The sequence below is a fragment of the Photobacterium ganghwense genome (assembly GCF_017329545.1).
Taxonomy (GTDB): Bacteria; Pseudomonadota; Gammaproteobacteria; order Enterobacterales; family Vibrionaceae; genus Photobacterium; species Photobacterium ganghwense.
On sequence record NZ_CP071325.1, the window covers coordinates 2893669 to 2917424 of the forward strand.

The 23756-nt window shown below is 51.7% G+C and carries 20 protein-coding genes; 6 read left to right on the forward strand and 14 right to left on the reverse strand.

Annotated elements, in window-relative coordinates; genetic code table 11:
• Nucleotides 1-7: 7 nt before the first annotated feature.
• A complete protein-coding gene (gene rppH / locus FH974_RS13115) occupies nucleotides 8-526 on the reverse strand; it encodes an RNA pyrophosphohydrolase (RefSeq protein WP_047886472.1) in 519 nt (172 codons plus the stop codon).
• 757 nt (nucleotides 527-1283) lie between these two features.
• Between rppH and mutH the strand changes: the two genes are divergently transcribed.
• Entirely contained in the window at nucleotides 1284-1952 is a 669-nt protein-coding gene (gene mutH / locus FH974_RS13120; protein ID WP_047886471.1) for a DNA mismatch repair endonuclease MutH, read from the forward strand.
• A gap of 135 nt (nucleotides 1953-2087) precedes the next feature.
• On the opposite strand, the gene FH974_RS13125 is transcribed toward mutH, so the two are convergent.
• Nucleotides 2088-2393, reverse strand: coding sequence for a DUF6482 family protein (locus FH974_RS13125; RefSeq protein WP_047886619.1), 306 nt, complete (start codon nucleotides 2391-2393; stop codon nucleotides 2088-2090).
• Nucleotides 2394-2564: 171 nt separating this feature from the next.
• On the opposite strand from FH974_RS13125, the gene FH974_RS13130 reads away from it, so the two are divergent.
• The gene (locus tag FH974_RS13130; RefSeq protein WP_047886470.1) at nucleotides 2565-3599 is read left to right on the forward strand and encodes an NADP(H)-dependent aldo-keto reductase; all 1035 of its coding nucleotides are present in this window, start codon (nucleotides 2565-2567) and stop codon (nucleotides 3597-3599) included.
• A 222-nt stretch (nucleotides 3600-3821) separates the two neighbouring features.
• Here the strand turns inward: FH974_RS13130 and FH974_RS13135 are convergent, their stop codons facing one another.
• The 9 genes from FH974_RS13135 to xerD form a co-directional block, all read right to left on the reverse strand.
• Complete coding sequence (locus FH974_RS13135) at nucleotides 3822-4067, reverse strand: hypothetical protein (protein ID WP_047886469.1); 246 nt, start codon at nucleotides 4065-4067, stop codon at nucleotides 3822-3824.
• Between the two features lie 390 nt (nucleotides 4068-4457).
• Nucleotides 4458-5792 (reverse strand): sigma-54-dependent transcriptional regulator, encoded by a 1335-nt coding sequence (locus FH974_RS13140; RefSeq protein WP_047886468.1) that lies wholly within the window; start codon nucleotides 5790-5792, stop codon nucleotides 4458-4460.
• Between the two features lie 224 nt (nucleotides 5793-6016).
• A complete protein-coding gene (locus tag FH974_RS13145) occupies nucleotides 6017-7285 on the reverse strand; it encodes a dicarboxylate/amino acid:cation symporter (protein ID WP_207103337.1) in 1269 nt (422 codons plus the stop codon).
• Between the two features lie 496 nt (nucleotides 7286-7781).
• Nucleotides 7782-8201 (reverse strand): hypothetical protein, encoded by a 420-nt coding sequence (locus FH974_RS13150; protein WP_047886466.1) that lies wholly within the window; start codon nucleotides 8199-8201, stop codon nucleotides 7782-7784.
• Nucleotides 8202-8339: 138 nt separating this feature from the next.
• The gene (gene lysS, locus FH974_RS13155; protein ID WP_207103338.1) at nucleotides 8340-9845 is read right to left on the reverse strand and encodes a lysine--tRNA ligase; all 1506 of its coding nucleotides are present in this window, start codon (nucleotides 9843-9845) and stop codon (nucleotides 8340-8342) included.
• A 33-nt stretch (nucleotides 9846-9878) separates the two neighbouring features.
• Nucleotides 9879-10977, reverse strand: a protein-coding gene (gene prfB / locus FH974_RS13160; RefSeq protein ID WP_107193815.1) for a peptide chain release factor 2 whose coding sequence is annotated in 2 segments (ribosomal slippage) — nucleotides 9879-10901 and nucleotides 10903-10977 — 1098 coding nt in all. Because the reading frame shifts where the segments join, the coding sequence is not laid out codon by codon here.
• Nucleotides 10978-11474: 497 nt separating this feature from the next.
• Nucleotides 11475-13199, reverse strand: coding sequence for a single-stranded-DNA-specific exonuclease RecJ (recJ, locus tag FH974_RS13165; RefSeq protein ID WP_047886464.1), 1725 nt, complete (start codon nucleotides 13197-13199; stop codon nucleotides 11475-11477).
• Nucleotides 13200-13538: 339 nt separating this feature from the next.
• Nucleotides 13539-14261 (reverse strand): bifunctional protein-disulfide isomerase/oxidoreductase DsbC, encoded by a 723-nt coding sequence (gene dsbC / locus FH974_RS13170; protein WP_047886463.1) that lies wholly within the window; start codon nucleotides 14259-14261, stop codon nucleotides 13539-13541.
• Between the two features lie 258 nt (nucleotides 14262-14519).
• Nucleotides 14520-15416 (reverse strand): site-specific tyrosine recombinase XerD, encoded by an 897-nt coding sequence (xerD, locus tag FH974_RS13175; RefSeq protein ID WP_047886617.1) that lies wholly within the window; start codon nucleotides 15414-15416, stop codon nucleotides 14520-14522.
• A gap of 433 nt (nucleotides 15417-15849) precedes the next feature.
• Here xerD and fldB point away from each other — a divergent pair, with 433 nt between their 5' ends.
• The gene (gene fldB / locus FH974_RS13180) at nucleotides 15850-16368 is read left to right on the forward strand and encodes a flavodoxin FldB (RefSeq protein WP_047886462.1); all 519 of its coding nucleotides are present in this window, start codon (nucleotides 15850-15852) and stop codon (nucleotides 16366-16368) included.
• 99 nt (nucleotides 16369-16467) lie between these two features.
• On the opposite strand, the gene brnQ is transcribed toward fldB, so the two are convergent.
• Nucleotides 16468-17778 (reverse strand): branched-chain amino acid transport system II carrier protein, encoded by a 1311-nt coding sequence (gene brnQ, locus FH974_RS13185; protein ID WP_207103339.1) that lies wholly within the window; start codon nucleotides 17776-17778, stop codon nucleotides 16468-16470.
• Between the two features lie 367 nt (nucleotides 17779-18145).
• On the opposite strand from brnQ, the gene FH974_RS13190 reads away from it, so the two are divergent.
• A complete protein-coding gene (locus tag FH974_RS13190; RefSeq protein WP_207103720.1) occupies nucleotides 18146-18910 on the forward strand; it encodes a tRNA1(Val) (adenine(37)-N6)-methyltransferase in 765 nt (254 codons plus the stop codon).
• Between the two features lie 183 nt (nucleotides 18911-19093).
• Entirely contained in the window at nucleotides 19094-20326 is a 1233-nt protein-coding gene (gene srmB, locus FH974_RS13195; protein WP_047886459.1) for an ATP-dependent RNA helicase SrmB, read from the forward strand.
• Nucleotides 20327-20507: 181 nt separating this feature from the next.
• Here the strand turns inward: srmB and yaaA are convergent, their stop codons facing one another.
• Nucleotides 20508-21281 carry a peroxide stress protein YaaA gene (gene yaaA / locus FH974_RS13200; protein ID WP_047886458.1) on the reverse strand — a complete coding sequence of 258 codons (774 nt, stop codon included), beginning with the start codon at nucleotides 21279-21281 and terminating at the stop codon, nucleotides 20508-20510.
• Nucleotides 21282-21428: 147 nt separating this feature from the next.
• Nucleotides 21429-22862 carry an alanine/glycine:cation symporter family protein gene (locus FH974_RS13205; RefSeq protein WP_047886616.1) on the reverse strand — a complete coding sequence of 478 codons (1434 nt, stop codon included), beginning with the start codon at nucleotides 22860-22862 and terminating at the stop codon, nucleotides 21429-21431.
• Between the two features lie 567 nt (nucleotides 22863-23429).
• Here FH974_RS13205 and FH974_RS13210 point away from each other — a divergent pair.
• Nucleotides 23430-23612, forward strand: a complete 183-nt coding sequence (locus FH974_RS13210) for a DUF3545 family protein (protein WP_047886457.1) — start codon at nucleotides 23430-23432, stop codon at nucleotides 23610-23612.
• The last annotated feature ends 144 nt before the right edge of the window (nucleotides 23613-23756 follow it).

Consider the following 23756-nt stretch of genomic DNA (forward strand, 5'->3'; position numbering starts at 1 on the left):
GTTTGGATCAGCTCCGTTTAACCCGGCGCTTCCTGCGTTCCTTGCGCTCCTTAAACGGCATGGCCATTGCCGCAAATTCTTTCAGCGCCCGCCGGTAGACATCCCGCTTAAAGGACACAACCTGACGCACCGGGTACCAGTAGCTGACCCAACGCCAACCATCAAACTCCGGTGTGCTGCCACGCTGCATGTTCACCTTTGACTCATCACATTCTAGGCTAAGCAAAAACCATTTCTGCTTCTGCCCGATACAAACAGGCTTAGAATCCCAGCGTACCAAACGCTTCGGCAGTTTGTAGCGCAGCCAGTGACGGCTGGTTGCAATAATCCGAACATCTTTCTTGGTAAGCCCCACTTCCTCATACAGTTCCCGGTACATGGCTTGTTCGGGGGTTTCTCCCTCATCAATGCCTCCCTGGGGAAACTGCCAGGAATGTTGTCCATATCGTCGAGCCCAGAATACTTGGCCATGGCTATTGCAGATCACGATTCCCACATTCGGGCGGTATCCATCGCCATCAATCACTGGACGACCTCAAGTATAAATCTCTATTAACAGTGATTTTTTCACAGACAATGCTGGGGGTAAACAAACATTCTTATTTATCATTCTATTTTCTTACTGAAGCCTCACTTTCTGGATAACTTTTCAGCTCCGCTGGTTTTATAAACAGAGCAATGAGACCTAGGCCACATTTATACACGTTTTCTGTGGATAGATTTGTGAAGAAGCCGTAAATCCCGCTGTTTTATCCTTAAAACCCCCACGAAAACCGCCATACCCCAAGATCGAAAAAATCAAAAAATAAACTACAAAACAATAACTAACAAAACAAAACCCCATAAACCCTGAATTCATAGCAAATGCCATAACTTAAAAAACCGGGATCGGTTAAAGATCCACCACCCTTGACGTTATCCACATCAAAAATCATCAACCGCTCAATAATGACGCAACCAAGCGCGCAAAATAACAACACACCCCTGTATAAATCCTCAGTTTCTAGGCTGAATGAAATGCATACCTCCCCACCTGTGGATAACTAATTCTGTAAGATCATTCTGCTTTTCTCCCGGAGAGGTCAGAAACGTAACCCAGCTAAATATCATTAGAAATTAAAAATAAAATCAATAACTTATTATTATCACCTGCGCATATTGCTGCGTCATTACGGTGATCAGCCCTCTGAGGGATGATCCGTATCTCTCCGCTGTTCTCCACTTTATGATTCATCCTACGGCCTGTGGTAGGATAGCGAGCCACAGTGTGAGGTACCGTAACGATGCAACCAACCCCAAAAACTGAACAGGAACTCCTGGAGCGAGCCCAGTCTCTGGCCGGCCTGACTCTGGGCGAACTGGCCGATGCCGCCGGCATGATCACACCTCCGGATCTGCGTCGTGATAAAGGCTGGGTGGGACAGTTGCTGGAATGGCATCTTGGCGCCACCGCCGGCAGTAAACCGGTACCGGATTTCGCTGAACTGGGGATCGAACTCAAGACAATCCCGATTGGCTACAACGGCAAACCGCTGGAAACGACCTTCGTCTGTGTTGCCCCGTTGATCGGCCTGCAGGGAGTCAGTTGGGAAAACAGCCACATCCGCCATAAACTGGCGCGCGTCCTGTGGATGCCGGTTGAAGGGGAGCGGGATATTCCGCTCGGGGATCGTCATGTCGGCTCCCCCCTGCTCTGGAGCCCGTCACCGGAGGAAGAACAGCAACTCCGGCGTGACTGGGAAGAGTTGATGGACATGATTGTCCTCGGTCAGGTTGAGCAGATCACGGCCCGCCATGGCGAGGTCTTACAATTGCGGCCGAAAGCCGCAAACGGGCGGGTACTGACTGAAGCCTACGGTGCCAACGGTCAGCCGATAAAAACGCAGCCGCGTGGCTTCTACCTGAAAACCCCGTTCACGGCGAGCCTGCTGGAACGATACTTTGTCATCTAATAACGCAGTGATCTCATACCGCAGAGCTCAAAAAACTCATCATATAAGCACCTCACTCATCGCCACGTTCTGACACCAGTAACCTCAAAATCCAGTAAGGGCAGGCAAACAGGCGGCGACGCAACAAATTCAGGCTTACAACGCAATCGTCATATCCTGCTGGCAACTGCCCGACTGGCCATCGGTCGACATACATTCATCGTGTGGATCGGTCACTCTCAGGGTCACGGAGGAGATACCGAGAGGTTTGAGCAGCTCTCTAACCTGTTCAATTGATTGAAAAGTCACCATTTGGTCATTGTCATCTTTCAGCGGCTCCAGCTGATTTTTATACTCCACTTCCATCAAATAATCCGCACATCCGGCATAACTGGTCAGAATACAGCGCGGCATATCTCCCTGCTCTGACCGGGTCCAGTGTTTAAACTGTGACAGTTTCATAATCTCTCCCATCGCTTTCCGTCCAGTAACTATTGGTCAGAACTGCAACATCATCAAGCTGCTAGGATGAATTTCCAGGGTTTACCTGCTCTTCTCAGAGCCGCTGACACAGGATATAGTCATATTAGGGTCCGCCCACAATTTGACAGGCTAGCAGTCCAAGGAGGGCTGATGAAATACCATAAAATTCCTCACTCCACCCTGGAGGTGAGCAAAATTTGTCTTGGCACCATGACCTTTGGTGAACAGAACAGTGAACAGGATGCTCACAGCCAACTGGATTTTGCTTTTGAGCGCGGTGTGAACTTTATCGACACCGCTGAAATGTACCCAGTCCCCCCAAAACCGGAAACACAGGGACTGACCGAAACCTATATCGGCAGCTGGCTGAAAAAGACCGGTCGCCGTGACAAAGTGGTGCTGGCGACCAAAGTTGCCGGGCCTCGTAACCTTCCCTATATCCGCCCGGATATGGCGCTGGATCGCCGCAATATCCACGATGCCGTCGAAGACAGCCTGAACCGTCTGCAAACGGACTATATCGATCTTTACCAGCTGCACTGGCCCCAGCGGGAAACCAACTGCTTCGGTCAGCTGAATTATGAATATAAAGAAGATCACTCCGGCGTCACAATCACTGATACTCTGGAAGCGCTGGCTGAACTGGTACGTGCGGGTAAAATTCGCTACATCGGCTTGTCGAACGAAACGCCATGGGGCGTGATGTCGTTCCTGCGTCTGGCAGAAAAACATGAGCTGCCGCGCGTCGTTTCCATTCAGAACCCTTACAACCTGCTCAACCGCAGCTTTGAAGTCGGATTGTCCGAGATCAGCCACCATGAGGGCGTTGAGCTACTGGCTTACTCACCACTGGCATTCGGCACACTGAGCGGCAAATACCTCAACGGTGCCCGCCCGGAAGGTGCCCGGTGTACATTGTTTGAACGCTTCCAGCGCTACTTTAACCCTCAGGGTATTGCGGCGGCCGCAGCCTATGTGGATGTGGCACGTAAGCACGGCCTGGATCCGGCGCAAATGGCATTGGCCTTTGTGAACCAGCGTCCGTTCGTTGCTTCTAACATCATCGGTGCTACTAACCTGGAACAACTGGAAGCGAATATCGCGAGTATCGATCTGACGCTAAGTGACGAAGTACTGGCCGATCTGCAAGCGGTCGGAATTCAATACTCTAACCCTTGTCCTTAATATCGCCCGGTTATCACTGGCAGCCATAAAAAAAGCCCCCGTAAAAACGGGGGCAGTATGACATCAGCTCAACCAACCCAATCAATATGAGTTGATAGTTTTCACTTTAATGATTCCCCTTCCCCGCCACCAGATGCCTTTCGTCGCAAATCGTTGTGAAGTGTTGCAAGGGATAAACCGTCAAAATCGTATCCCCGCCAAGTCTTCCCGACGGGGACACTATTACGTTACAAGTCTCGATCGATACTTGTTGCGCAGACGCTGAGTTTTGCGTCCAGCCGGGGTCAGCAGACGATCCGACGCAATAAATTGCTCCTTGTCGATGCCGATATCACGACGTATATGGACCGACAGGTGTGGAATATGTACCTGGATACGGCGGTGCTCATGACGCCATTGGGCGGCTTCGCGTTGCAGATCCAGTTGGATAAAGAAAACAGCAAGACGTAAATAGACTGATTGGCGCATTATCGTGCTCTCCATAAAGGTTAAGAGTATTGGAGGGACGCGAAAACACTGCCGTTTCAGGCTGACAACTTAAGCAAAAAAGACTTAACTAGCCGCGACAGGTATCCGCGGCCCATTTACACAGCGGATTGCCGTTAGTGAAATTGTTTGAACGGGGTATCACCGAAAGAACAATTTTTTGTATTCAGTAGATTTTGCATCACTTGTTCCTCCGGTAATAAGTTATAAAGATGTGAAATATGGAGTTATTGTAAACAAACACGCTTACAAAACAAGCAGATATTCGCTACAGCAAAAATTACACGATAATCTTCCGGTAATCGTGGTGCACCGGTGAGAAATCAGGCTGGATACTCCGGCTCACATATGAAACACAGAGCATCGAACGGTTCAGCTTTGCCGGAAATGTCGCGGCGGGGGCACCAGATCGTGCTTATTCAGCAACCGGTACATGGTCGCCCGCGAGACCCCAAGCTCACGGGCCGCGGCTGAAATCTGGCCTTTGTTGTTTTCCAGTACGGCTAGCAAGGCACCACGTTCGGAGTCTTCACGGATTTTCTTGAGACTTTGGCGATCATCCGCCAGCCTCGGTAAATCAAAATGCTCGTCGTCCAGTTCTTTGCCATCAGCCAGCAGGATTGCCCGCTTAATCTGGCTGATCAGTTCTCGCACATTACCGGGCCACGAATAACTGCTGATCAGGCGTTTAGCCTCTTCGGTGATATGCTTGACCGGGCTGTTGTACTGCCGGGCAAATTTGAGCAGCAGGTACTCCGCCAGCAGCACAATATCGTCCCCTCGCTCCCGCAACGCCGGAACAGTCAGGCTGAGGATATTCAGGCGGTAATAAAGCTCTTCCCGCAGGCAACCCGATTCCAGCAACTCCTCCGGGGTATAGCGGGTCGCTGCAATCAACCGAAAACGCAGATCAATCACTCGCCCGCACTCGGTCGTAAAGCGTTCATCTTTCAGCAAACGCAATAACTCCTGCTGTCGCGCAGGACTGAGCGCAGAAATTTCGTCCAGATACAGCACCCCATTGTCTGCCGCATCAAAACAACAACGCTCTGGCTGATTGCTGTTTGCTTCGAGCATCCAGCGGCTATCAAGGGATTCACAGTTCACAATGACAAACGCCCCTTTTGAGCGGGTCGATGCCTGATGAATCGCCTGCGCCACCAGCTCTTTTCCGGTGCCGATTTCTCCCTGAATCAGTACCGGCATATCTGACATCGCCAGCCGTTTGACCTGATGACGCAGTTTTTTCATGGCCGTCTGTTCACCCTGCAAGCCATGTTGACCAAACTGCCCTAACTGAGGCCAGACCCGCCGCTCAAGCCGCAGCATCCCGAGCTGATGCCCGATCGTTTTAAGCAATTGAGATTCAGGTACCGGCGCCGTGAAATAGTCGATACAGAAACTGACGATAAACTGGCAGATAGCATCGTGCTGCAGTTGATCATCCCGGACCAGAGCCAGCCAACGCGCCTGCTTGTTGCGGGTAATCACACCGGCAATTCCCTGCAAACTGAAATCATCACGGGTCAGGTCGACAACCCCGATACAGGGACCGGTTTCCAGCAACAGGTTTTCAGCCGCCCGGAGATCATCACATCGATGGCAAAGCCAGCCGGCACGTTCCAGGGCAGTCGACCAGGGAATATCCCCACTTCCCAGCACCAGGAGTGTTCCAAGCAACGAGTTATTTTTCTTCACTTTGTCCATTCAGCGTACCTTTCCCGTGTCAGAGCCAGCATTATCGTGGCGCCCTGTCATGCAGTCATACCATGACGGGGAGTTTCTGCCAGTAAGGATCTTATGTTGCCTACCCGATCAAATGCAACTTGTTTACTATCAAATTTGTAACTAACCGTATTGATACAAAAAATTGTGGTACCAAAACACAAAAAGCGCCCGCAGGCGCTTTTTTTTCCGGTAGGGTTTGTGACTTAACTCACTTTAATGACTTCAGGCTCATCAAGTTCAGCATCAATTTCATTCTCGGTTTTGGCCACAATGGTGTTAACCGCAGTATCACCCACAACGTTTGAGCTGGTACAGAACATGTCATTAATACGGTCTACAGCAGCCACAATCGCCAGGCCTTCTGGTGGCAGACCCAGTTGGTGCAGCAACACGCCCACCATTACCACGCCACCACCCGGTACACCACCGGCACCAATCGACAGCAGTAGGATGGTCAGACCCAGTGTCACCACATCGGCGCTGTTAATTGGCTGGCCGAACGCATTGGCTACGAACAGGGTTGCCAGCGTGATGTAAATCGATACTCCGGACATGTTCATGGTCGCGCCCAGTGGCACACCAAATCCGGCAACCGATTTTGAAACCCCCAGTTTGTCAGTCAGTGTACGCATCGTCACCGGGATGGTGGCATTCGAACTGGCTGTCGACAGCGAGAACAGGATCTGCTCACGGGTGTGGCGCAGGAAAGTCATCGGTTTGATACCAGTTGTCAGCCCTACAGCCATCGGGTAGAAAATGAAGATCCAGAATACCAGCATGGTAATAACCAGTGCCACGTAACCCGCGACTGACATCAGCGTTTCAGCATTCAGTGTCGCGCCCAACTGTACCATCAGGGCAAATACACCGTATGGAGCCAGACTCATGACCAGCACGATCAGCTTCATCATCAGCTCATTCGCCACTTTAAAAGTGCGGATCGCCGGGCCACCGCGCGAGTCCAGAGCCTGAATGGCAAGACCTGTCAGAATCGCCATGAAGATAATCTGCAACATATCTCCATTAGCAAAAGCCTGTACTGGATTACTTGGTACGATATTAACAATCAGTGAGAAAATATCAGGGGTTTCAGTGGTAGTCAGCGTAACCGTTTCGGATACCGTACCTGCCAGATTAGCACCAGCGCCCGGCTGGAAAATCATCCCTACGGTCAGTGCTGCTGTAATCGCAATGATGGTGTTTAAAATGTATAGGGTAAAAGTTTTTCCACCAAGGCGACCAAATGCAGTGATGTCCTTCAGCTCCACGATACCGCAGACAATAGATACGAAAACCAGAGGCACGACCAGCAGTTTAATCAATGAGACAAACATCCCACCAACCCCTTCCGCCGCCCCTAGGACATAGGTATCCATCAGCGTTACGCCACTAAACAGGTATTGAATGGCCGTGCCGAGAATCAGCCCGGCAAACAAGCCTGTAAAAATCTTTCCTGATAGCGATTTGTTCATCGTCCATCTCCAGTCTGTTGTGCTTGTATATGTGTATTTAACGTCCTGCTCCCGCTGTTAACCGCGGGATACGGCGACATTTTACACAGATGCTTTTCCGGAAAAAGCGAAATATTTACACTGGAGTTACATTTCAAAAACCCAAAACAAACACTTTTAAATCACACAAATAACAGATGAAGTCACTAAAGCATTTAAATATCCATAGCTTACTGATAAACAAGACAGCATGATTAACCAAGAACACCGTTTTATTCACTCATTCATAAATGTTAAAGAGTGTGAATGGTGTCACAGCGGAAATTTACTAACTTGCGCAAAAGTTGCCCAATTTTCACTATTGGAAACTCTTTTTCTTTTATGAAGAAACAGACAATAAATGCAAATAACGGAGGATTGGGGAAAGCAAAAAGGAAGCAAAAGTAAGTAAAACTCTGACGCTGAAAAACCTTGTGTTCACAACTGAAACGGCCCCGTTGAGCCGTTTCAACGGCGGTCAGTTTTTGGCAGAGGCAAGGTGGGTCTGGCAAATTTCCGGGGTCAGTACCTCCGTTTCAAAACTCCCATTCCCCGCAAACCAGGCTCGAACACCTAACCCATGGTCAATAGCGGCTCCAAAATTCTTGCAGAGCTTAGGAAATATTTCTGCTTCCGTTTCAGCTTGATGTATTCCCCAAGTCCACCGAGGGTTAGGTAAGCGATAGATGAGCGTTAACAATGCGGTGTCTTCATCATAGTGAAAAGTTTGCATTCCGCCGCGAAATGGCACAGCAGGTTCATCATTCAGCCGTTTAAGTTGCTCGTTCAACTTAGCAGGCACCTGGCTGGCAAAATCGGAAGCGGGTGGCATTAGCTGGGTGGTCATACAGCCGGAAAACAGCACGCAGGCGGCAACAAGGGAAGCTTTTCGGTACATTCTTTCACCTGATCACAATAAGATACTCGTTTTATATAAGCAATATTTTACAGACACAGAAGAAAAAAGATGAGACATATCAAACAGAAAGAAAAAAGCCACCCGGGTGGGTGGCTTTTATAATCATTCCGCGAGAAATCAGTTCACTTGTGGACGCATCGCCGGGAACAGAATCACGTCACGGATGGTGTGCGTGTTGGTCATCAGCATCACCAGACGATCGATACCAATACCCTGACCTGCTGTTGGTGGCAGGCCGTGCTCCAGCGCAGTGATGTAATCGGCGTCGTAGAACATCGCTTCGTCATCGCCTGCATCTTTCGCTTCAACCTGTGCTTTGAAACGAGAATCCTGATCCTGGGCATCGTTCAGCTCAGAGAAGCCGTTCGCCACTTCACGACCACCGATGAAGAATTCAAAACGGTCAGTAATGAACGGGAAATCATCGTTACGACGCGCCAGTGGTGAGATATCCGCCGGGTAACCCGTGATAAACGTTGGCTGAATCAGTTTAGGTTCCGCCGTTTCACCAAAGATCTCTTCCAGCAGCTGGCCACAAGTCCAGAAATCTTCCACTTCCACGTGAACAGACTTCGCAATCGCAATCATGTGGTCACGATCCTGAACTTTGTCGTAGTCCAGCGCCTGAATATCAGCGTGGTTCGGGTTGTAGTGCTTGATCGCTTCCAGCATGCTCATGCGAGCGTAAGGACCGGCAAACTCAACGGTTTCATCGCCGTAAGGCATGCTGGTTGAACCCAGTACGTCTTGTGCGATTTTGCTTAGCATCTCTTCCGTCAGATCCATCAGATCTTTGTAGTCTGCGTACGCCATGTAGAATTCCATCATCGTGAATTCTGGGTTGTGGCGCGGAGACAGACCTTCGTTACGGAAGTTACGGTTGATTTCGAACACACGCTCGAAGCCACCAACAACCAGACGCTTCAGGTACAGCTCAGGCGCAACACGCAGGTACATGTCGATATCCAGCGCATTGTGGTGAGTCACGAACGGACGAGCTGTTGCACCACCTGGGATCACGTGCATCATTGGGGTTTCGACTTCCATGAAGCCTTTTTCCACCATGAAGTTACGGATCGCCGATACTACTTTAGAACGTACCACGAAGGCGTTACGAGAATCTTCGTTAACAATCAGGTCAACGTAACGCTGACGGTAACGCATTTCCTGGTCAGTCAGGCCGTGGAATTTTTCTGGCAGAGGACGCAGTGCTTTTGTCAGCAGGACGTACTCGTTCATGTTGACGTACAGGTCACCTTTACCTGACTTGTGCAGCGTACCTTTCACACCGATGATGTCACCGATATCCAGACCAGAGTATTTCTCTTTCAGCTCTTTCTGCACTTCTTTGTCAGCATAAACCTGAATGCGGCCAGAGACATCCTGAATCGCCAGGAATGGGCCACGCTTAGCCATAATACGGCCAGCTACAGCAACAACGTTGCCCGCCTCTTCCAGCTCATCTTTGCTCAGCTCACCAAATTGAGCTTGCAGATCAGCAGCCAGGCTATCGCGACGGAAATCATTTGGGTGGCCGTTTGCTTTACAACCTTCGCGGATTCTGTCTAGTTTCGCGCGACGTTCAGCAATCAGCTTATTCTCATCTTGTAATTGATCAGTCATGGGTGAACCCTTAAATACATTAACCGAACTCGGTTACAGACCCGATTTCAGGCTGGCTTCAATAAAACGGTCTAGATCGCCGTCTAGAACTGCCTGGGTGTTTCGATTTTCCACCCCGGTACGCAAATCTTTAATGCGTGAGTCATCCAGTACGTATGAACGGATCTGGCTACCCCAACCAATGTCAGACTTGGCATCTTCATTGGCCTGCTTCTCAGCATTTTGCTTTTGCATTTCAAGCTCAAACAGTTTTGCTTTCAACTGCTTCATCGCCTGATCTTTGTTCTTGTGCTGAGAACGGTCGTTCTGACACTGCACCACAGTATTGGTTGGCACGTGCGTAATACGTACCGCAGATTCGGTGGTGTTTACGTGCTGACCACCGGCACCGGATGCACGGTATACGTCAATACGCAGATCCGACGGGTTGATATCGATATCGATATTGTCATCCACTTCCGGATAAACAAACGTCGAGGCAAAAGAGGTATGACGACGGCCGCCGGAGTCGAACGGTGACTTACGAACCAGACGGTGAACACCGGTTTCTGTGCGCAGCCAACCGTAAGCATATTCGCCGCTGATGCGGACTGTTGCCGACTTCAGACCAGCCACGTCGCCTTCAGACACTTCAATCACTTCGGTCTTGAAGCCTTTGGCTTCTGCCCAACGCAGGTACATGCGCAACATCATTGACGTCCAGTCCTGAGCTTCGGTACCACCCGAGCCCGCCTGCAGGTCAATATAACAGTCTGACGAGTCGTGATCGCCGGAGAACATGCGACGGAATTCCAGCTGTTCCAGCTTGTCTTCCAGTTCTTTCAGCTCAGGCTCGATTTCGTCAAACGTTTCCTGATCGTTCTCTTCTACCGCCAGCTCCAGCAGACCTTCGACGTCTTCAACGCCCTGATCCAACTGATCGATAGTATCTACCACCGCTTCCAGTGCCGCACGTTCCTTACCCAGCGCCTGGGCGCGTTCAGGTTCGTTCCATACATCTGGTTGCTCTAATTCTGCATTAACCTCTTCTAGACGCTCTTTCTTAGCATCGTAGTCAAAGGTACCCCCTAAGGACGTCAGTACGTGCTGACACATCCTCAAGTCGGTTTTTAATAGGATTAATCTCGAACATTGCCACTCTTCATAGCCGAAATGGACATAACCGAAGGATTCTATCGAATTGTAGATAGAATATACAGGGGGGAAGAAAAGGAATCAGCGATTTTCTTCTCCGCCTGAGGCGCTGAAACAGTGCCGTTACCACTCAGTCATACTTTGTTTACTTCCCCTTGCTCGGCTTTGGTTGCGATAGCGGATGCAAGGCAAAAAACATTACCGTGAAAAGGCAAGGGATTACAGACGCAAACGGCAGGGCTGAGCCCTGCCGTTTGCAGACGATAACATGGAGAAAAAGCGTCTTTCCGTGACAGCATGAGAACTACGCCGGACTCAACAGCAAGTGCTCATCACAACCACAGACTCGAGTGAGCGTTAACCATGCTAGTGGCTAACGCCCCTGAGTTTTTACAATCCTAAGCTTTTACAGTCCTAAGATTTTACAACCCTGAGATTTTATACCCCAGATATTGTATATCCCGGAGACTTTGCCACTCGGATTCGTACTGCACGCTACAGCGCTGACAGGTGCTCCACCAGCAGCTGAACGTTACTGTTACCGCGGAACTCATTCACGTCGAGACGGTAAACCAGCTCGACCTGCTGAACCGACGCATCCGGCCAGCGGCGCAGATCGACGTTAAATGCGATCCCGTCAATCACGCTGCCCCCCGCCAATGGCTCCAGCATCATTTTCAGGTGCTTGCCGCCCACCAGTTTCTGATGCAACAAACGGAAGTGGCCATCGAACAGCGGCTCCGGGAACTGCTGTCCCCACGGCCCACCGGCTCGCAGCAACTCGGCGGTTTGCAGGTTCAGCTCCTGCGGCGTCAGCTCACCGTCAGTCAGCAATACCCCTTTGAGGGCATCCTCATCCAGCTCATTCCGGACCACCAGATCAAACGCCTTGGTAAACGCGTCAAGCTTCTCTTCGGGAATCGTCAGACCGGCAGCCATGGCATGGCCGCCAAATTTACTGATCATTCCCGGATTCTGGGTATCAATCAGGTCCAGCACATCACGCATGTGCAAGCCGGGAATCGAGCGGCACGAGCCTTTGATTTCACCGTTACCGGCATCGGCAAAGGCGATCACCGGGCGGTGATAAATCTCTTTGATGCGGGAAGCCAGGATCCCAATCACGCCCTGATGCCAATCCCGCTGGAACAGCGCCAGGCCGAAAGGCATGTCCTGCTGATTAAACTTGAGGCGCTCACAGATTGCCATCGCCTCTTCTTTCATCCCCTGCTCAATTTCTTTACGGGTCTGATTCAGGGCATCCAGTTCTGCCGCCATTCGTCGGGCCGCCTGAATGTTGTCACACAGCAGCAACTCAACCCCAAAAGACATATCGTCCAGTCGACCGGCCGCATTAATACGTGGACCGAGCGCAAAGCCTAAATCGCTGGCCACCAGCTTGGCGGGATCGCGATTTGCCACTTCAATCAACGCACGGATGCCCGGACGGCATTTGCCGGCCCGGATACGTTGCAACCCCTGATGCACCAGAATGCGGTTGTTGCCGTCCAGTGCCACCACGTCTGCCACCGTGCCCAAGGCAACCAGATCCAGCAACTCAGCCAGATTCGGCTCTGCGATCCCCTGCTCGGCAAACCAGTTGGCCTCACGCAAAGCGACACGCAGCGCCAGCATCAGATAAAAAGCCACCCCGACGCCACACAGGGATTTCGACGGAAAATCACACTCATGCAGGTTCGGGTTCACAATAGCATCAGCATCCGGCAGGGTATCACCCGGCAGGTGGTGATCGGTCACCAGCACCTGAATCCCTTTGGCTTTGGCTGCCGCCACGCCACTGAGCGATGACACCCCGTTGTCTACCGTCATGATCATTTCCGCGCCGCGGGCAGCGGCCTGCTCCACCACTTCCGGACTCAGACCGTAACCGTCATCAAAGCGATTCGGCACCAGATAATCCACATTCCGGCTGCCCAGCATACGCAAAGCCAGTACCGACAAAGCAGAGCTGGTTGCGCCATCGGCATCAAAATCTCCCACCACAATGATACGACGCTGCTCGCTGAGTGCTTGTTTGAGCAACTCAACCGCTGGCTGAATACCGTGGAGCTGGTTGTAGCTGTGCAAGCCGCGCACGCCGCGCTCCAGATCATGTTCACTACGGATACCGCGGCTGGCATAAATTCGTTGTAACAGGGGATGAACAGCATCGCTGAACTGGCTGGTATCCGCCTCGGGGCGGCGCTTAATTTCAATCATCAGGCTTATCTACTGACCGGCAGAGGTTAAATAGGCAAGGTTTCGTCTTGCTCTTTTATCGTACGCTTTCGCTGTGCTTGTAGGCACCGCCGTTTGCGCTGTGTGTTCATGTGGCTTGTTCATTGGCTTTATCAGCTTTGGCTTTTAACTGCTTGAGCCTTTACAACTTTGGGGGGTTAAAACTTGGGCTTTTATCAGCGCAACGACAGACCGCGGAGATATTATAGACAGTCGGGAAAGACGGGCAACCGCCGCGCCGGAATTTCAACCGGAAAAAACACGCCCGGAATCATCTTCCGGGCGTGGCGTTTGTACTCTTGTGACGAACTGCTTTAGCTGTCAGGTGCGGCTGTCGAGCAATTTACGCAGCATTGGGGCCGGCTGGTAACCCGGCAGCATAGTGCCGTCTTCCAGAATCATCGCCGGGGTACCGGAGACTCCCATTGCCACGCCCAGTTCGTAATGCTTGCGCACCAGATCATCACGTTTCTTGCCGTCATTCGGATTAAACGTCCCGTTCTTGGCATCGTTCATGGCTTTGGCTGGGTCACTGGCCCCCCAGATCGCGCTCATTTCACCAAAGTTACGCGAACGCTCGCCACCTCGTGGAAACGCCAGATAACGGATAGTAATACCGGCATCGTTGTATGCTTGCATCTCACTGTGCAGCTTGCGGCAGTAACCGCAGGTGGTATCAGTAAACACTGTCACCACGTATTTTTCATTTTTGGCCGGATAAACGATCATCTCATCTTCCATGCCTTTGAGCTTGTCTTTGTTCAGTTTGGCCATCTTCTGCTCAGTCAGGTTGACTGGCTCTGCGCCGTCATTCTGATACAGGTGACCAGCCAGGAAGTATTTGCCGTCATCAGAGACATAGACTATTCCCCGCTCTGTCACTACCTCATTCAACCCAGGCAGCGGCGAAGCACTGATCGTTACTGGCACTAAACCCAGCCCACTCAGTTTGCTTGTAATGGCAGCTTCGTCAGGCTTGGCTGACGCGGCAAAAGCTGTCATGGCCACCGCAGTAGCGAGTAACGTACGACCCAAAAAGTGCATTCGACTCTTTCCTTTCCTATTAGATAAAAACAGACCAAACAGGGATACCGCGCGATTGTGACCAATCGATACCCACTTGTGAGGGATAAGACCACGGGTGTCTGAAAAAATTTCAACGGAACAAAAAATTCCTGACTTGATCAGTATAACCAATCCGGCAGACCTACAGCCAGTCTTCCGGCTGAGACACCCCGCCCGGTAACCGTTTATGCGACAAAAGAAGCCCTTCAACGGGATGATTCCCGCACCATCCCTCTGTTATGCACGCGGATGGTGAGTTTCGTGCAACTGCTTGAGGCGCTCAGTGGCCACATGGGTATAAATCTGGGTGGTCGATAAGTCACTGTGTCCCAGCAACATCTGTACAACCCGCAGATCCGCACCGTAATTCAGTAAATGTGTGGCAAAGGCATGACGCATCACGTGTGGCGACAGGGTTTCGGCATCAATACCGGCCAGCACCGCATAGTGTTTAATCCGGTGCCAGAATGTCTGCCGCGTCATCTGCTTGGCACGGCGGCTCGGAAACACCACATCGGAGCTTTTCTCGCCCAGCAGCTGAGGCCGGCCGTATTGCAGGAACTGAGTGATCCAATCAATCGCGTTCTCCCCCATCGGTACCAGGCGCTCTTTATCGCCTTTACCGATCACCCGGACCACCCCCTGACGCAAGCTGACATTTTCCATCGTCAGGCTGACCAGCTCAGTCACACGCAGGCCGGTAGCATACAGCAGCTCCAGCATGGCTTTGTCTCTCAGCTCCAGCGGATCGTCCGTGTTCGGCGCCTCCAGCAGGGCATCAACCTGGGCTTCGGTAATGTCTTTCGGCAGGCGCTTGGGCAGTTTCGGGCTCACCAGCATCGCACTCGGGTCATCATCACGCAGCTTTTCCCGGTGCAGGTACTGATACAGGCGACGAATCGCCGACGCCATCCGGGCCCGGGATGTCTGCTTGTACTCGGCATCAAACAGCCACTGTTGATAGCGCTGTAAATCGTCTGCCGATACGGTTATCAGGGTCAGCCCCTGGTCATCAATCCAGCCTTCGAGCTTTTTGAGATCGTTGCGATATGACGCTAGCGTGTTTTCCGACAAGCCGCGCTCCATCCACATTGCATCGAGAAACCGCTCGATAATCACTGCCTCGTTTTCCACTACTACCTCGAACACTTTATTGCCTGAACACCATGCGCCTGAACACAATTCCAATGAAACACTGCGCACCTAAAACACTGAGCAAGTGAAACATATGTACCTGAAAAACAGGCACCTGAACGATTGTGAGCAAGTACAAACACATGGATAAATAAACAGTATCTGTATAGTAGTCGATTTTGACCAAAAATGTAATGGCAGCCGTTATGGCCGCTATTTTATGTCGTTCCGCCAGCGCATGGCATAGAACCCGTAACCTTAACGTCGGGACCAGCCTGCGATAACCAAATACAGTAGTGACCACGCGGTAGAAGGTCGATAGATCACGCCGTCATGCCGCCACAACCACCGACAGTAACTTTAACTGGCAATCAGGGGATGGGGATAGGTAAAATCCCGTTATCACTTTTTTGTAAAATATTGGATACGCAGCATGAAGATTGGCCTATTCTACGGCTCAACCACCTGCTATACCGAAATGACCGCAGAGAAAATCCGCGAGTGTATCGGTGCGGAGCTGGTTGAGGTGTTTAACGTAAAAGAAGCAGACCTGACCGCCATGAACCAGTACGACATGCTGATCCTGGGAATTTCGACCTGGGACTTCGGCGAGTTGCAGGAAGACTGGGAAGCCATTTGGGAACAGCTTGACGGTCTGGATCTGACCGGCAAAACCATTGCCCTGTTTGGCCTGGGTGATCAGGAAGGGTATACCGAGTGGTTCCTCGACGCGATGGGTATGCTGCATGACAAACTGCTGCCATCTGGCGCAAACTTTGTTGGCTACTGGCCAAATGAAGGCTATACGTTTGAAGCGTCCAAAGCCCTGACCGAAGACGGCAAGTTCTTTGTCGGCCTGGCACTGGATGAAGACAGCCAGTACGAACTGAGTGACGAGCGTATCACAAGCTGGTGTGAGCAAATCCTGACGGAATACAGCGAGACACTGTAAGCGCTGCTGTGTGGAACCCAGGATAAAAAGACAGAAACAAAAACGGGATGCCTGAGCATCCCGTTTTTTATGTTCGGATCGTCTTGGATGGACGGGCCGTTATGCCGCAGAGGCTTCGCTTTGTGACTCTGGCGAACCAATGAAGCGAGTCACAACCAGTGCCAGTGCCGTTGGCAGTACCCACGCCATGCCATAGTCAAACAGCGGCAGGATATTCAGCGCGCTTAGATCCATGCCGATAAATTTGCCGGCATCAATCAGGCTGAACAACAGTGATACCGACAGCACCACACGGTATGCCAGACGCGGATTTGGCAACCAGCGACGCACAAAAGTCAGGGCCACCAGCGCGACTGCCACCGGATACAGCGCAAACAGAACCGGAATTGACAGGGAGATCAACTGGCTCAGACCTACGTTGGCGATTACCGCACAAACCACGCCCAACAGCACCACCCATTTTTCATAAGACAGCTTAGTCAGTGAGCTGAAGTAATCAGAACACGCACTGATCAGGCCAATGGCTGTTGTCAGACAGGCCAGCAGCACAATCGCAGACAGGATCAGTTGACCTACCGGGCCAAACAGTGCCTGTACATAGCTCGCCAGGATAGTCCCGCCATTGTCAGCACCTGCCGCCACTGCAGAGCTGGTCGCCCCCAGATAGAACAGTGACACATAGACAAATGCCAGACCCGCAGCAGCAATCAAGCCTGCGTAAACCAGATAGGTACAAGTGGTTTTTTCGTCAGTAATGCCTTTGCTGCGAATCACATCGACAATCAGCATCCCGAACATCAAGGCCGCAAAGGTATCCATAGTGTTGTAGCCTTCCAGGAAGCCTTTGGTGAACGCCATGTTCGCGTACTCACCCTGAGCCGCCTGAATCTCCCCCTGAGGGAACAGGAAGACAGCCACCGCCAGAACAGCCAGTACCGCAAACAGGGCAGGCGTCAGGAACTTACCGATAGTGTCAATCAGCTTACCGCGAGACCATGCAAAGAACATCGCCACGGCAAAAAACAGAATCGAAAACAGCGTCAGGCTGACTTGACCTGCTTCAGGGATAAACGGCTTCACCGCCATTTCGTAAGCCACAAGACCTGTACGCGGTGCTGCAAAAGCGGGACCAATAATAATGAAGATCAGCACAGCCATCAGAGTCGCCACTTGCGGTGGCAGATCACGTGTCAGCCCTTTCCAGCCCCCACCGGCAATCGCTACCGCGATAATGCCGACCAGTGGCAGACCCACCGCGGTAGACAGGAAACCAAACATGGCCGGTAGCAGATTCTCACCCGCCGCCAGACCGGCCTGCGGAGGGAATATGATATTCCCGGCGCCTAAGAAGAATGCGAAGGTCATAAAACCTATCGCCATGATATCAGTGACTTTGAGTGACTTTTTCAAACTGCACCTTCCACTCTTACGGATTAATGTTGTGTTAGCGTTTTGCTTATATTTTTAATATCGAGATCACAAAAAATGAAAAGCTGAATGTGACCTTGCTCGCAGCATAATGACGAAAAAGCATTCAATAAGCAAGGGAATAGACAAAAACACCACAATCTTTGGCTGGCCACCTTTGAAACCAGAATATCAAACCAAAATCAAAACCTAGTACGGAACTATAAACCACCACATACGCATTCGATAAAAGATCACCATCAGAATTAAAACCTATTCAACAACCTGTTAACAGCTCATCACTGAACTTGCTTCTCTTTTTTGACGCGTTACTATCATCTGCAAAATTGTGACAGAACCTCAAACAACCATGGCAAAAGGCTTCACCTTCAAACAATTTCACGTCAATGATCACGGCTGCGGAATGCCGGTCAGCACCGACGGTGTGCTGCTGGGGGCCTGGGCGGAATTACCTCCCAGTGCACCGCACGTACCCGACCTTGCTGGTCAGGACAGGAAGACCGCCACAAAAAATACGGTACTGGATATTGGGACCGGCAGCGGTCTGCTGGCTCTGATGGCAGCCCAGCGTACGACTGAGCACACGACGGTGACCGCCATTGAGCTTGATGCCGGTGCTGCCCTGGCTGCACAACACAATTTTGCCGATTCCCCCTGGTCGTCTCGCCTGACGCTAGTCAATGCTGATGTGCAAACCTGGGCGACAGCGCAGCCAGCCGGGGCGTACCCAGCCATTGTCTGTAATCCACCGTATTTCAACCACGGGGAGCAGGCTGACTGCCAGGCCAGGGCCACGGCACGCCACACCGACAGCCTGACCCATCAGGCCCTGCTGACCGCCTTGCGGCACTTGCTGGCCCCGGAAGGCACCGCCAGCCTGATTCTGCCGGATTATGAAGGCCGCCAGTTCATCGCTATGGCAGAGACCTTTAAGCTCCATTGCCGCAAGGTATGTGAAGTGCGCACGACCGGGAACAAACCGGTCAGCCGCTTACTGATCGCACTGTCCCCCACCGCCGGGACGTGCCTGAACGAACAGCTGGCGATCCACCATCAGGGAAGCTATTCAGCGGATTTTATTGCGCTGACACAGGCGTTTTACCTGAGGATGTAACCCTGCCGGACAGAAACGGACGCCATCGCCGGCAGTTTTTTGTATATTTATCGGTGATAGTTACGCCAATAATCACTATAATGCCGCCCCTTGCCGCCGAAGCGATAAGCGGCAAATAAACCGGAACCACAACGAGACGCCCCATCAGGGCCGTCGTCCTGCATTCCCGAGGAGAATTGACTGGTGAGAAACTTTTCCGAATTAGAATTAGATAGTGAGCTGTTGCAGGCCATTGAAGAGATCGGTTACGAGCGCCCAACCGCGGTCCAGACCGAAGCAATCCCACACGCACTGGACGGGCGGGACGTGCTGGCTTCCGCTCCTACCGGCACCGGAAAGACCGCCGCGTTTCTTCTGCCAATGCTGCAGCATTTGCAGGACTTCCCGCGTAAGAAGCCGGGGCCTGCACGCGTACTGGTACTGACGCCGACCCGTGAGCTGGCCATTCAGGTTGCCGATCAGGCTCGCGCCCTGGCTAAGTACACTTCGCTGAAAATCTTCACGATTACCGGCGGTATTTCTTACGACGAGCACGCCGAGCTGCTGGGTAAAACCCAGGATATCGTTGTGGCCACGCCGGGCCGTCTGATGGAGTACATCGAAGCTGAGCGCTTTGACTGTCGCGCCATTGAATGTCTGATTCTGGACGAAGCCGACCGCATGCTGGACATGGGCTTTGGTAAAATCGTGGAACGCATTCACAATGAATGTCGCTGGCGTCGCCAGAGCCTGCTGTTCTCTGCCACTCTGGAAGGGAAAGGGGTTCGTGACTTTTCACAGGGTATTTTGAATGAGCCGGTAGAAGTCAACGCTGAGCCGCCGCGCCGTGAGCGTAAGAAAATCCACCAGTTCTACTACCGTTGTGACGATATGGCGCACAAACTGGCGCTGTTGCAGGAAGTACTGAAAGAAGCGGATCGCACCATCATTTTCGTCAAAACCCGTGAACGCCTGGCCGAGCTGCGCGATCAACTGGCATCGATGAAAATTAATTGCTGCTGGCTACAGGGTGAAATGGCTCAGGCATCGCGTAACAACACGATCAACCGTTTCCGCTCTGGTGACATCAATATCATGCTGGCGACCGATGTCGCAGCCCGTGGTATCGATCTGCCGGATGTGAGCCATGTGATCAACTTCGACATGCCACGTACCGCAGATGTCTATCTGCACCGTATCGGCCGTACCGCCCGGGCTGGTAAGAAAGGCACCGCAGTCTCACTGGTTGAAGCGCACGATCAAAGCCAAATCGAACGTGTAAGCCGCTACATGAAAGAAGATGTGCCGGAGCGCTTCGTCGAAGGTATGCGTCCGAAACACAAGAAAGCCAGTACGGTGAAGAAGAAAAAGAAAAAAGACACAAAGAAAAAAGATGCCAAAGGCACTGCAGCGAAAAAGAAGAAAGTAAAAAAGTAACGACTCTTCCGTAATTTGCTGGACACGTGCTCCCTCTTACTGACGGGGCACCCGGATCAAAAAAGGCTGGTTTCGACCAGCCTTTTTGTTTGCCTGCGGATTGTTCATCCACGGCCTGTGTGCCGCACGCTCCACTTTCCTGACGTCCCGGATTTCCCGGATATATCAGAAACAGCCCGGTTTATTGCTCTTCGCGCTTAAACACCAGTTCCGTTGCCGTCGACTCCGCCGGTACAAAATAATAGCCAGCGGTATCAAAGGCTTTCAGGCCTTCAACCGAATCCACTTTGTGATCCAGAATGTAGCGCGCCATCATGCCACGCGCTTTTTTGGCGTAAAAGCTGATAACTTTGTAGGTGCCGTTTTTACAGTCTTTGAACACCGGGGTAATAATCTTGCCCGCGATTTTCTTCGGCTTCACCGCTTTGAAATACTCGTTGGAAGCCAGATTCACCAGCACATCGTCACCTTGTGCGGCTAACGCGGCATTCAGCTTATCTGTAATGATATCGCCCCAGAACTGGTACAGGTTCACCCCACGCGGGTTTTCCAGTTTCGTCCCCATTTCCAGGCGATACGGCTGCATCAAATCCAACGGGCGCAGCAGGCCATACAGACCAGACAGCATGCGCAGGTGTTGTTGCGCATAGGCAAAACCGTCTTCATCCAGCGTTTCCGCTTCCAGCCCGGTGTAGACATCACCTTTAAATGCCAGGATCGCCTGACGGGCATTATCAGTGGTAAATTCCGGTTGCCACTCAGCAAAACGGGCCGCATTCAGGCCGGCAATTTTATCGCTGACTTTCATCAGGCTCGCAATTTGCGCCGGGGTCAGTTCGCGACACACTTCAATCAGTTCAGCCGAATGTTCAGTCAGCTCCGGCTGGGTGTAAGTCTGGGTCGCCAACGGCGATTCATAATCCAGGGTTTTGGCCGGTGATACCACAATTAGCATAAGTTGTTCCTTTATCAGGCGCTCAGGTCCGACAAAATGGTAACAGCATTGCAAAAAAAAACCACGCGTAATCCGCGTGGTTTTTCCTATCAGAACCATCTGCTTGGCCGATGGCCAGTGTGGTAAGTGGTGGTGACCAGGAAGCGCTTACTGCTTACCGGACTGGTCCCAAATCCCTTCTTCTTCCAGCTGAGCATGCAGCTCCGGATAATCATTGCTGTCGAAGGTCGGCACTTTGCCTTGCTCCAGCTGCTTGTTATAGTCCCGCGCCAGCTTCACCACCGTACCGGACAGCAGCACAATGGCTATCAGGTTGATGATGGCCATCATACCCATCGACACATCGGCCATCGCCCAAACGGTCGGCAGATCCGCCATTGCACCAAACATCACCATACCCAACACAACTAACCGGAACAAAGTCAGACCCGCTTTGTGGTTGTGTTCCAGGAAGATCAGGTTCGTTTCAGCGTACGAGTAGTTAGCCACCAGCGAGGTAAACGCAAAGAAGAAAATCGCCACGGCAATGAAAATCGATCCCCAGCCGCCAACCTGTGAACTCAGGGCGCGCTGAGTCAGCTCAATACCGGTAATTTCGCTGTGCGGCACATATTCGCCAGACATCAGAATAATGGCAACGGTCGCCGAGCAGATCACGATGGTGTCCATAAACACCCCCAGCATCTGCACATATCCCTGCGAGGCCGGATGCGGCGGGTAAGGCGTGGCCGAGGCAGCCGCATTAGGTGCCGATCCCATCCCAGCTTCGTTTGAGAACAGGCCACGTTTCAGGCCATTGATCATCCCTTGGGCAATGGTGTAACCCAACGCCCCCGAGGCCGCTTCTTCCAGCCCGAAGGCGCTGCGGAAAATCATCCCCAGCACATCCGGCAGCTTCTCAATATTCATCATCAGAATGAACATCGCCAGCACCAGGTAACACAGGGCCATGGCCGGAACCAGAATTTCAGCTGTACGGGCAACGGCACGCAGACCACCGAAAATGATCACACCCGCCATAATGACCAGACCGATCCCGACATACATCGGGTTCCAGCCAAACGCGACATTCATCGCCTGAGAAATAGAGTTCGCCTGAACCGAGTTAAACACCAGACCGAAGGCAATGATCAGGCAGATTGAGAAGGCGACCCCCATCCAGCGCATGCCCAGGCCTTTTTCCATGTAATAGGCCGGGCCGCCACGGTAGTTTCCATCGTCATCGCGGGTTTTATACAACTGTGCCAGTGCACTTTCAGCAAACGCCGTGGCCATGCCCAGCATCGCAATCAGCCACATCCAGAAAATCGCCCCCGGACCACCCAGTGTCAGCGCGACGGCCACACCGGCCATGTTGCCGGTTCCCACCCGTGCTGCCAGGCTGGTACATAATGCCTGAAACGACGAAATACCTGCCTCGTCAGACTTTCGGCTGTTACGCATGACACTGAACATGTGACCGAAATGACGGAACTGGATGAAGCCCAGGCGGTAAGTGAAATACACGCCGACCCCAATCAACAGATATATCAGGACGGAGCCCCACAACAGATCATTCAAAAAGTTAATCTGACTTGACACGTCAACCCCTTTCAATTCATTCGAACACTGACGACTGCGACATAAAAATGGCAACCGTCAGGAAAAGACAAATGTAGCCTCAGCCAAACGGGCAAACCGCCGGAACAACGGAGAGTGCTACAACCTTAGTGTTATTATTTGATAAATGGCAGCGAAAGCCGGTTGCAGAGCAACATTCAGACCTTCACTTAGCGCAGTTAGCTTGTTATTGATTTGTAAATAACGGCCGGTTCTGTCGACAACCGGTCGTACCGATTGCACTTGGGCTAACTGCAGATGGGCGGTGATCATGCAAACTTACCCCTCAAAAATCAATATCTCATCCCTAAATTATTGGCGGATGACATGCTTTATGCCTGTCAGGTGCTTATAAATCGCCCCTGCATCCCGATTTTGAAACATCAGGAGGTCACCCCAGGTGGTGAAATATTCCGCAAGCCAAACGTTTTTGCGAGGTTTGACACATAAAACATTCATCAGCTGGCAACAATTGTGAAACACTTCAATTTTATTTTTAGGCCTGTTGTGATATTTAACTACTGACCGATTGTGAGGAAGAGGTGCTCTATGGACAGTTACGCATTCGATGACATTCTTGCAACAGACATGCCGACCCGAAGCTCACGCAGCAAGCCTGTGAAACGCAAGTGGCGGGAAATTGAAGCATTGAAGGACAAACAAAGACTACGCCGCGAACTTGCTGATATCGACATGTTCCGCGATTTATCAGATGACGAATTAGATCTCTAATCTAATCCACAGCTTACCGAAAAAGAGTCGGCCTGTGCCGACTCTTTGTGTTTACCTGGTTACGTACCAACACGCCACGCTTTTCCTTTTGTCGGTCACTCGCGCCCCGGCCCGTATTCCGGGGCGAATTCCCTCACCCCGGTC

Coding starts and splice junctions, on each gene's coding strand:
- mutH (WP_047886471.1), top strand. CDS start 1,284: ATGCAACCAACCCCAAAAACTGAACAGGAACTCCTGGAGCGAGCCCAG.
- FH974_RS13125 (WP_047886619.1), bottom strand. CDS start 2,393: ATGAAACTGTCACAGTTTAAACACTGGACCCGGTCAGAGCAGGGAGAT.
- FH974_RS13130 (WP_047886470.1), top strand. CDS start 2,565: ATGAAATACCATAAAATTCCTCACTCCACCCTGGAGGTGAGCAAAATT.
- FH974_RS13135 (WP_047886469.1), bottom strand. CDS start 4,067: ATGCGCCAATCAGTCTATTTACGTCTTGCTGTTTTCTTTATCCAACTG.
- FH974_RS13140 (WP_047886468.1), bottom strand. CDS start 5,792: ATGGACAAAGTGAAGAAAAATAACTCGTTGCTTGGAACACTCCTGGTG.
- FH974_RS13145 (WP_207103337.1), bottom strand. CDS start 7,285: ATGAACAAATCGCTATCAGGAAAGATTTTTACAGGCTTGTTTGCCGGG.
- FH974_RS13150 (WP_047886466.1), bottom strand. CDS start 8,201: ATGTACCGAAAAGCTTCCCTTGTTGCCGCCTGCGTGCTGTTTTCCGGC.
- lysS (WP_207103338.1), bottom strand. CDS start 9,845: ATGACTGATCAATTACAAGATGAGAATAAGCTGATTGCTGAACGTCGC.
- recJ (WP_047886464.1), bottom strand. CDS start 13,199: ATGATTGAAATTAAGCGCCGCCCCGAGGCGGATACCAGCCAGTTCAGC.
- dsbC (WP_047886463.1), bottom strand. CDS start 14,261: ATGCACTTTTTGGGTCGTACGTTACTCGCTACTGCGGTGGCCATGACA.
- fldB (WP_047886462.1), top strand. CDS start 15,850: ATGAAGATTGGCCTATTCTACGGCTCAACCACCTGCTATACCGAAATG.
- FH974_RS13190 (WP_207103720.1), top strand. CDS start 18,146: ATGGCAAAAGGCTTCACCTTCAAACAATTTCACGTCAATGATCACGGC.
- yaaA (WP_047886458.1), bottom strand. CDS start 21,281: ATGCTAATTGTGGTATCACCGGCCAAAACCCTGGATTATGAATCGCCG.
- FH974_RS13210 (WP_047886457.1), top strand. CDS start 23,430: ATGGACAGTTACGCATTCGATGACATTCTTGCAACAGACATGCCGACC.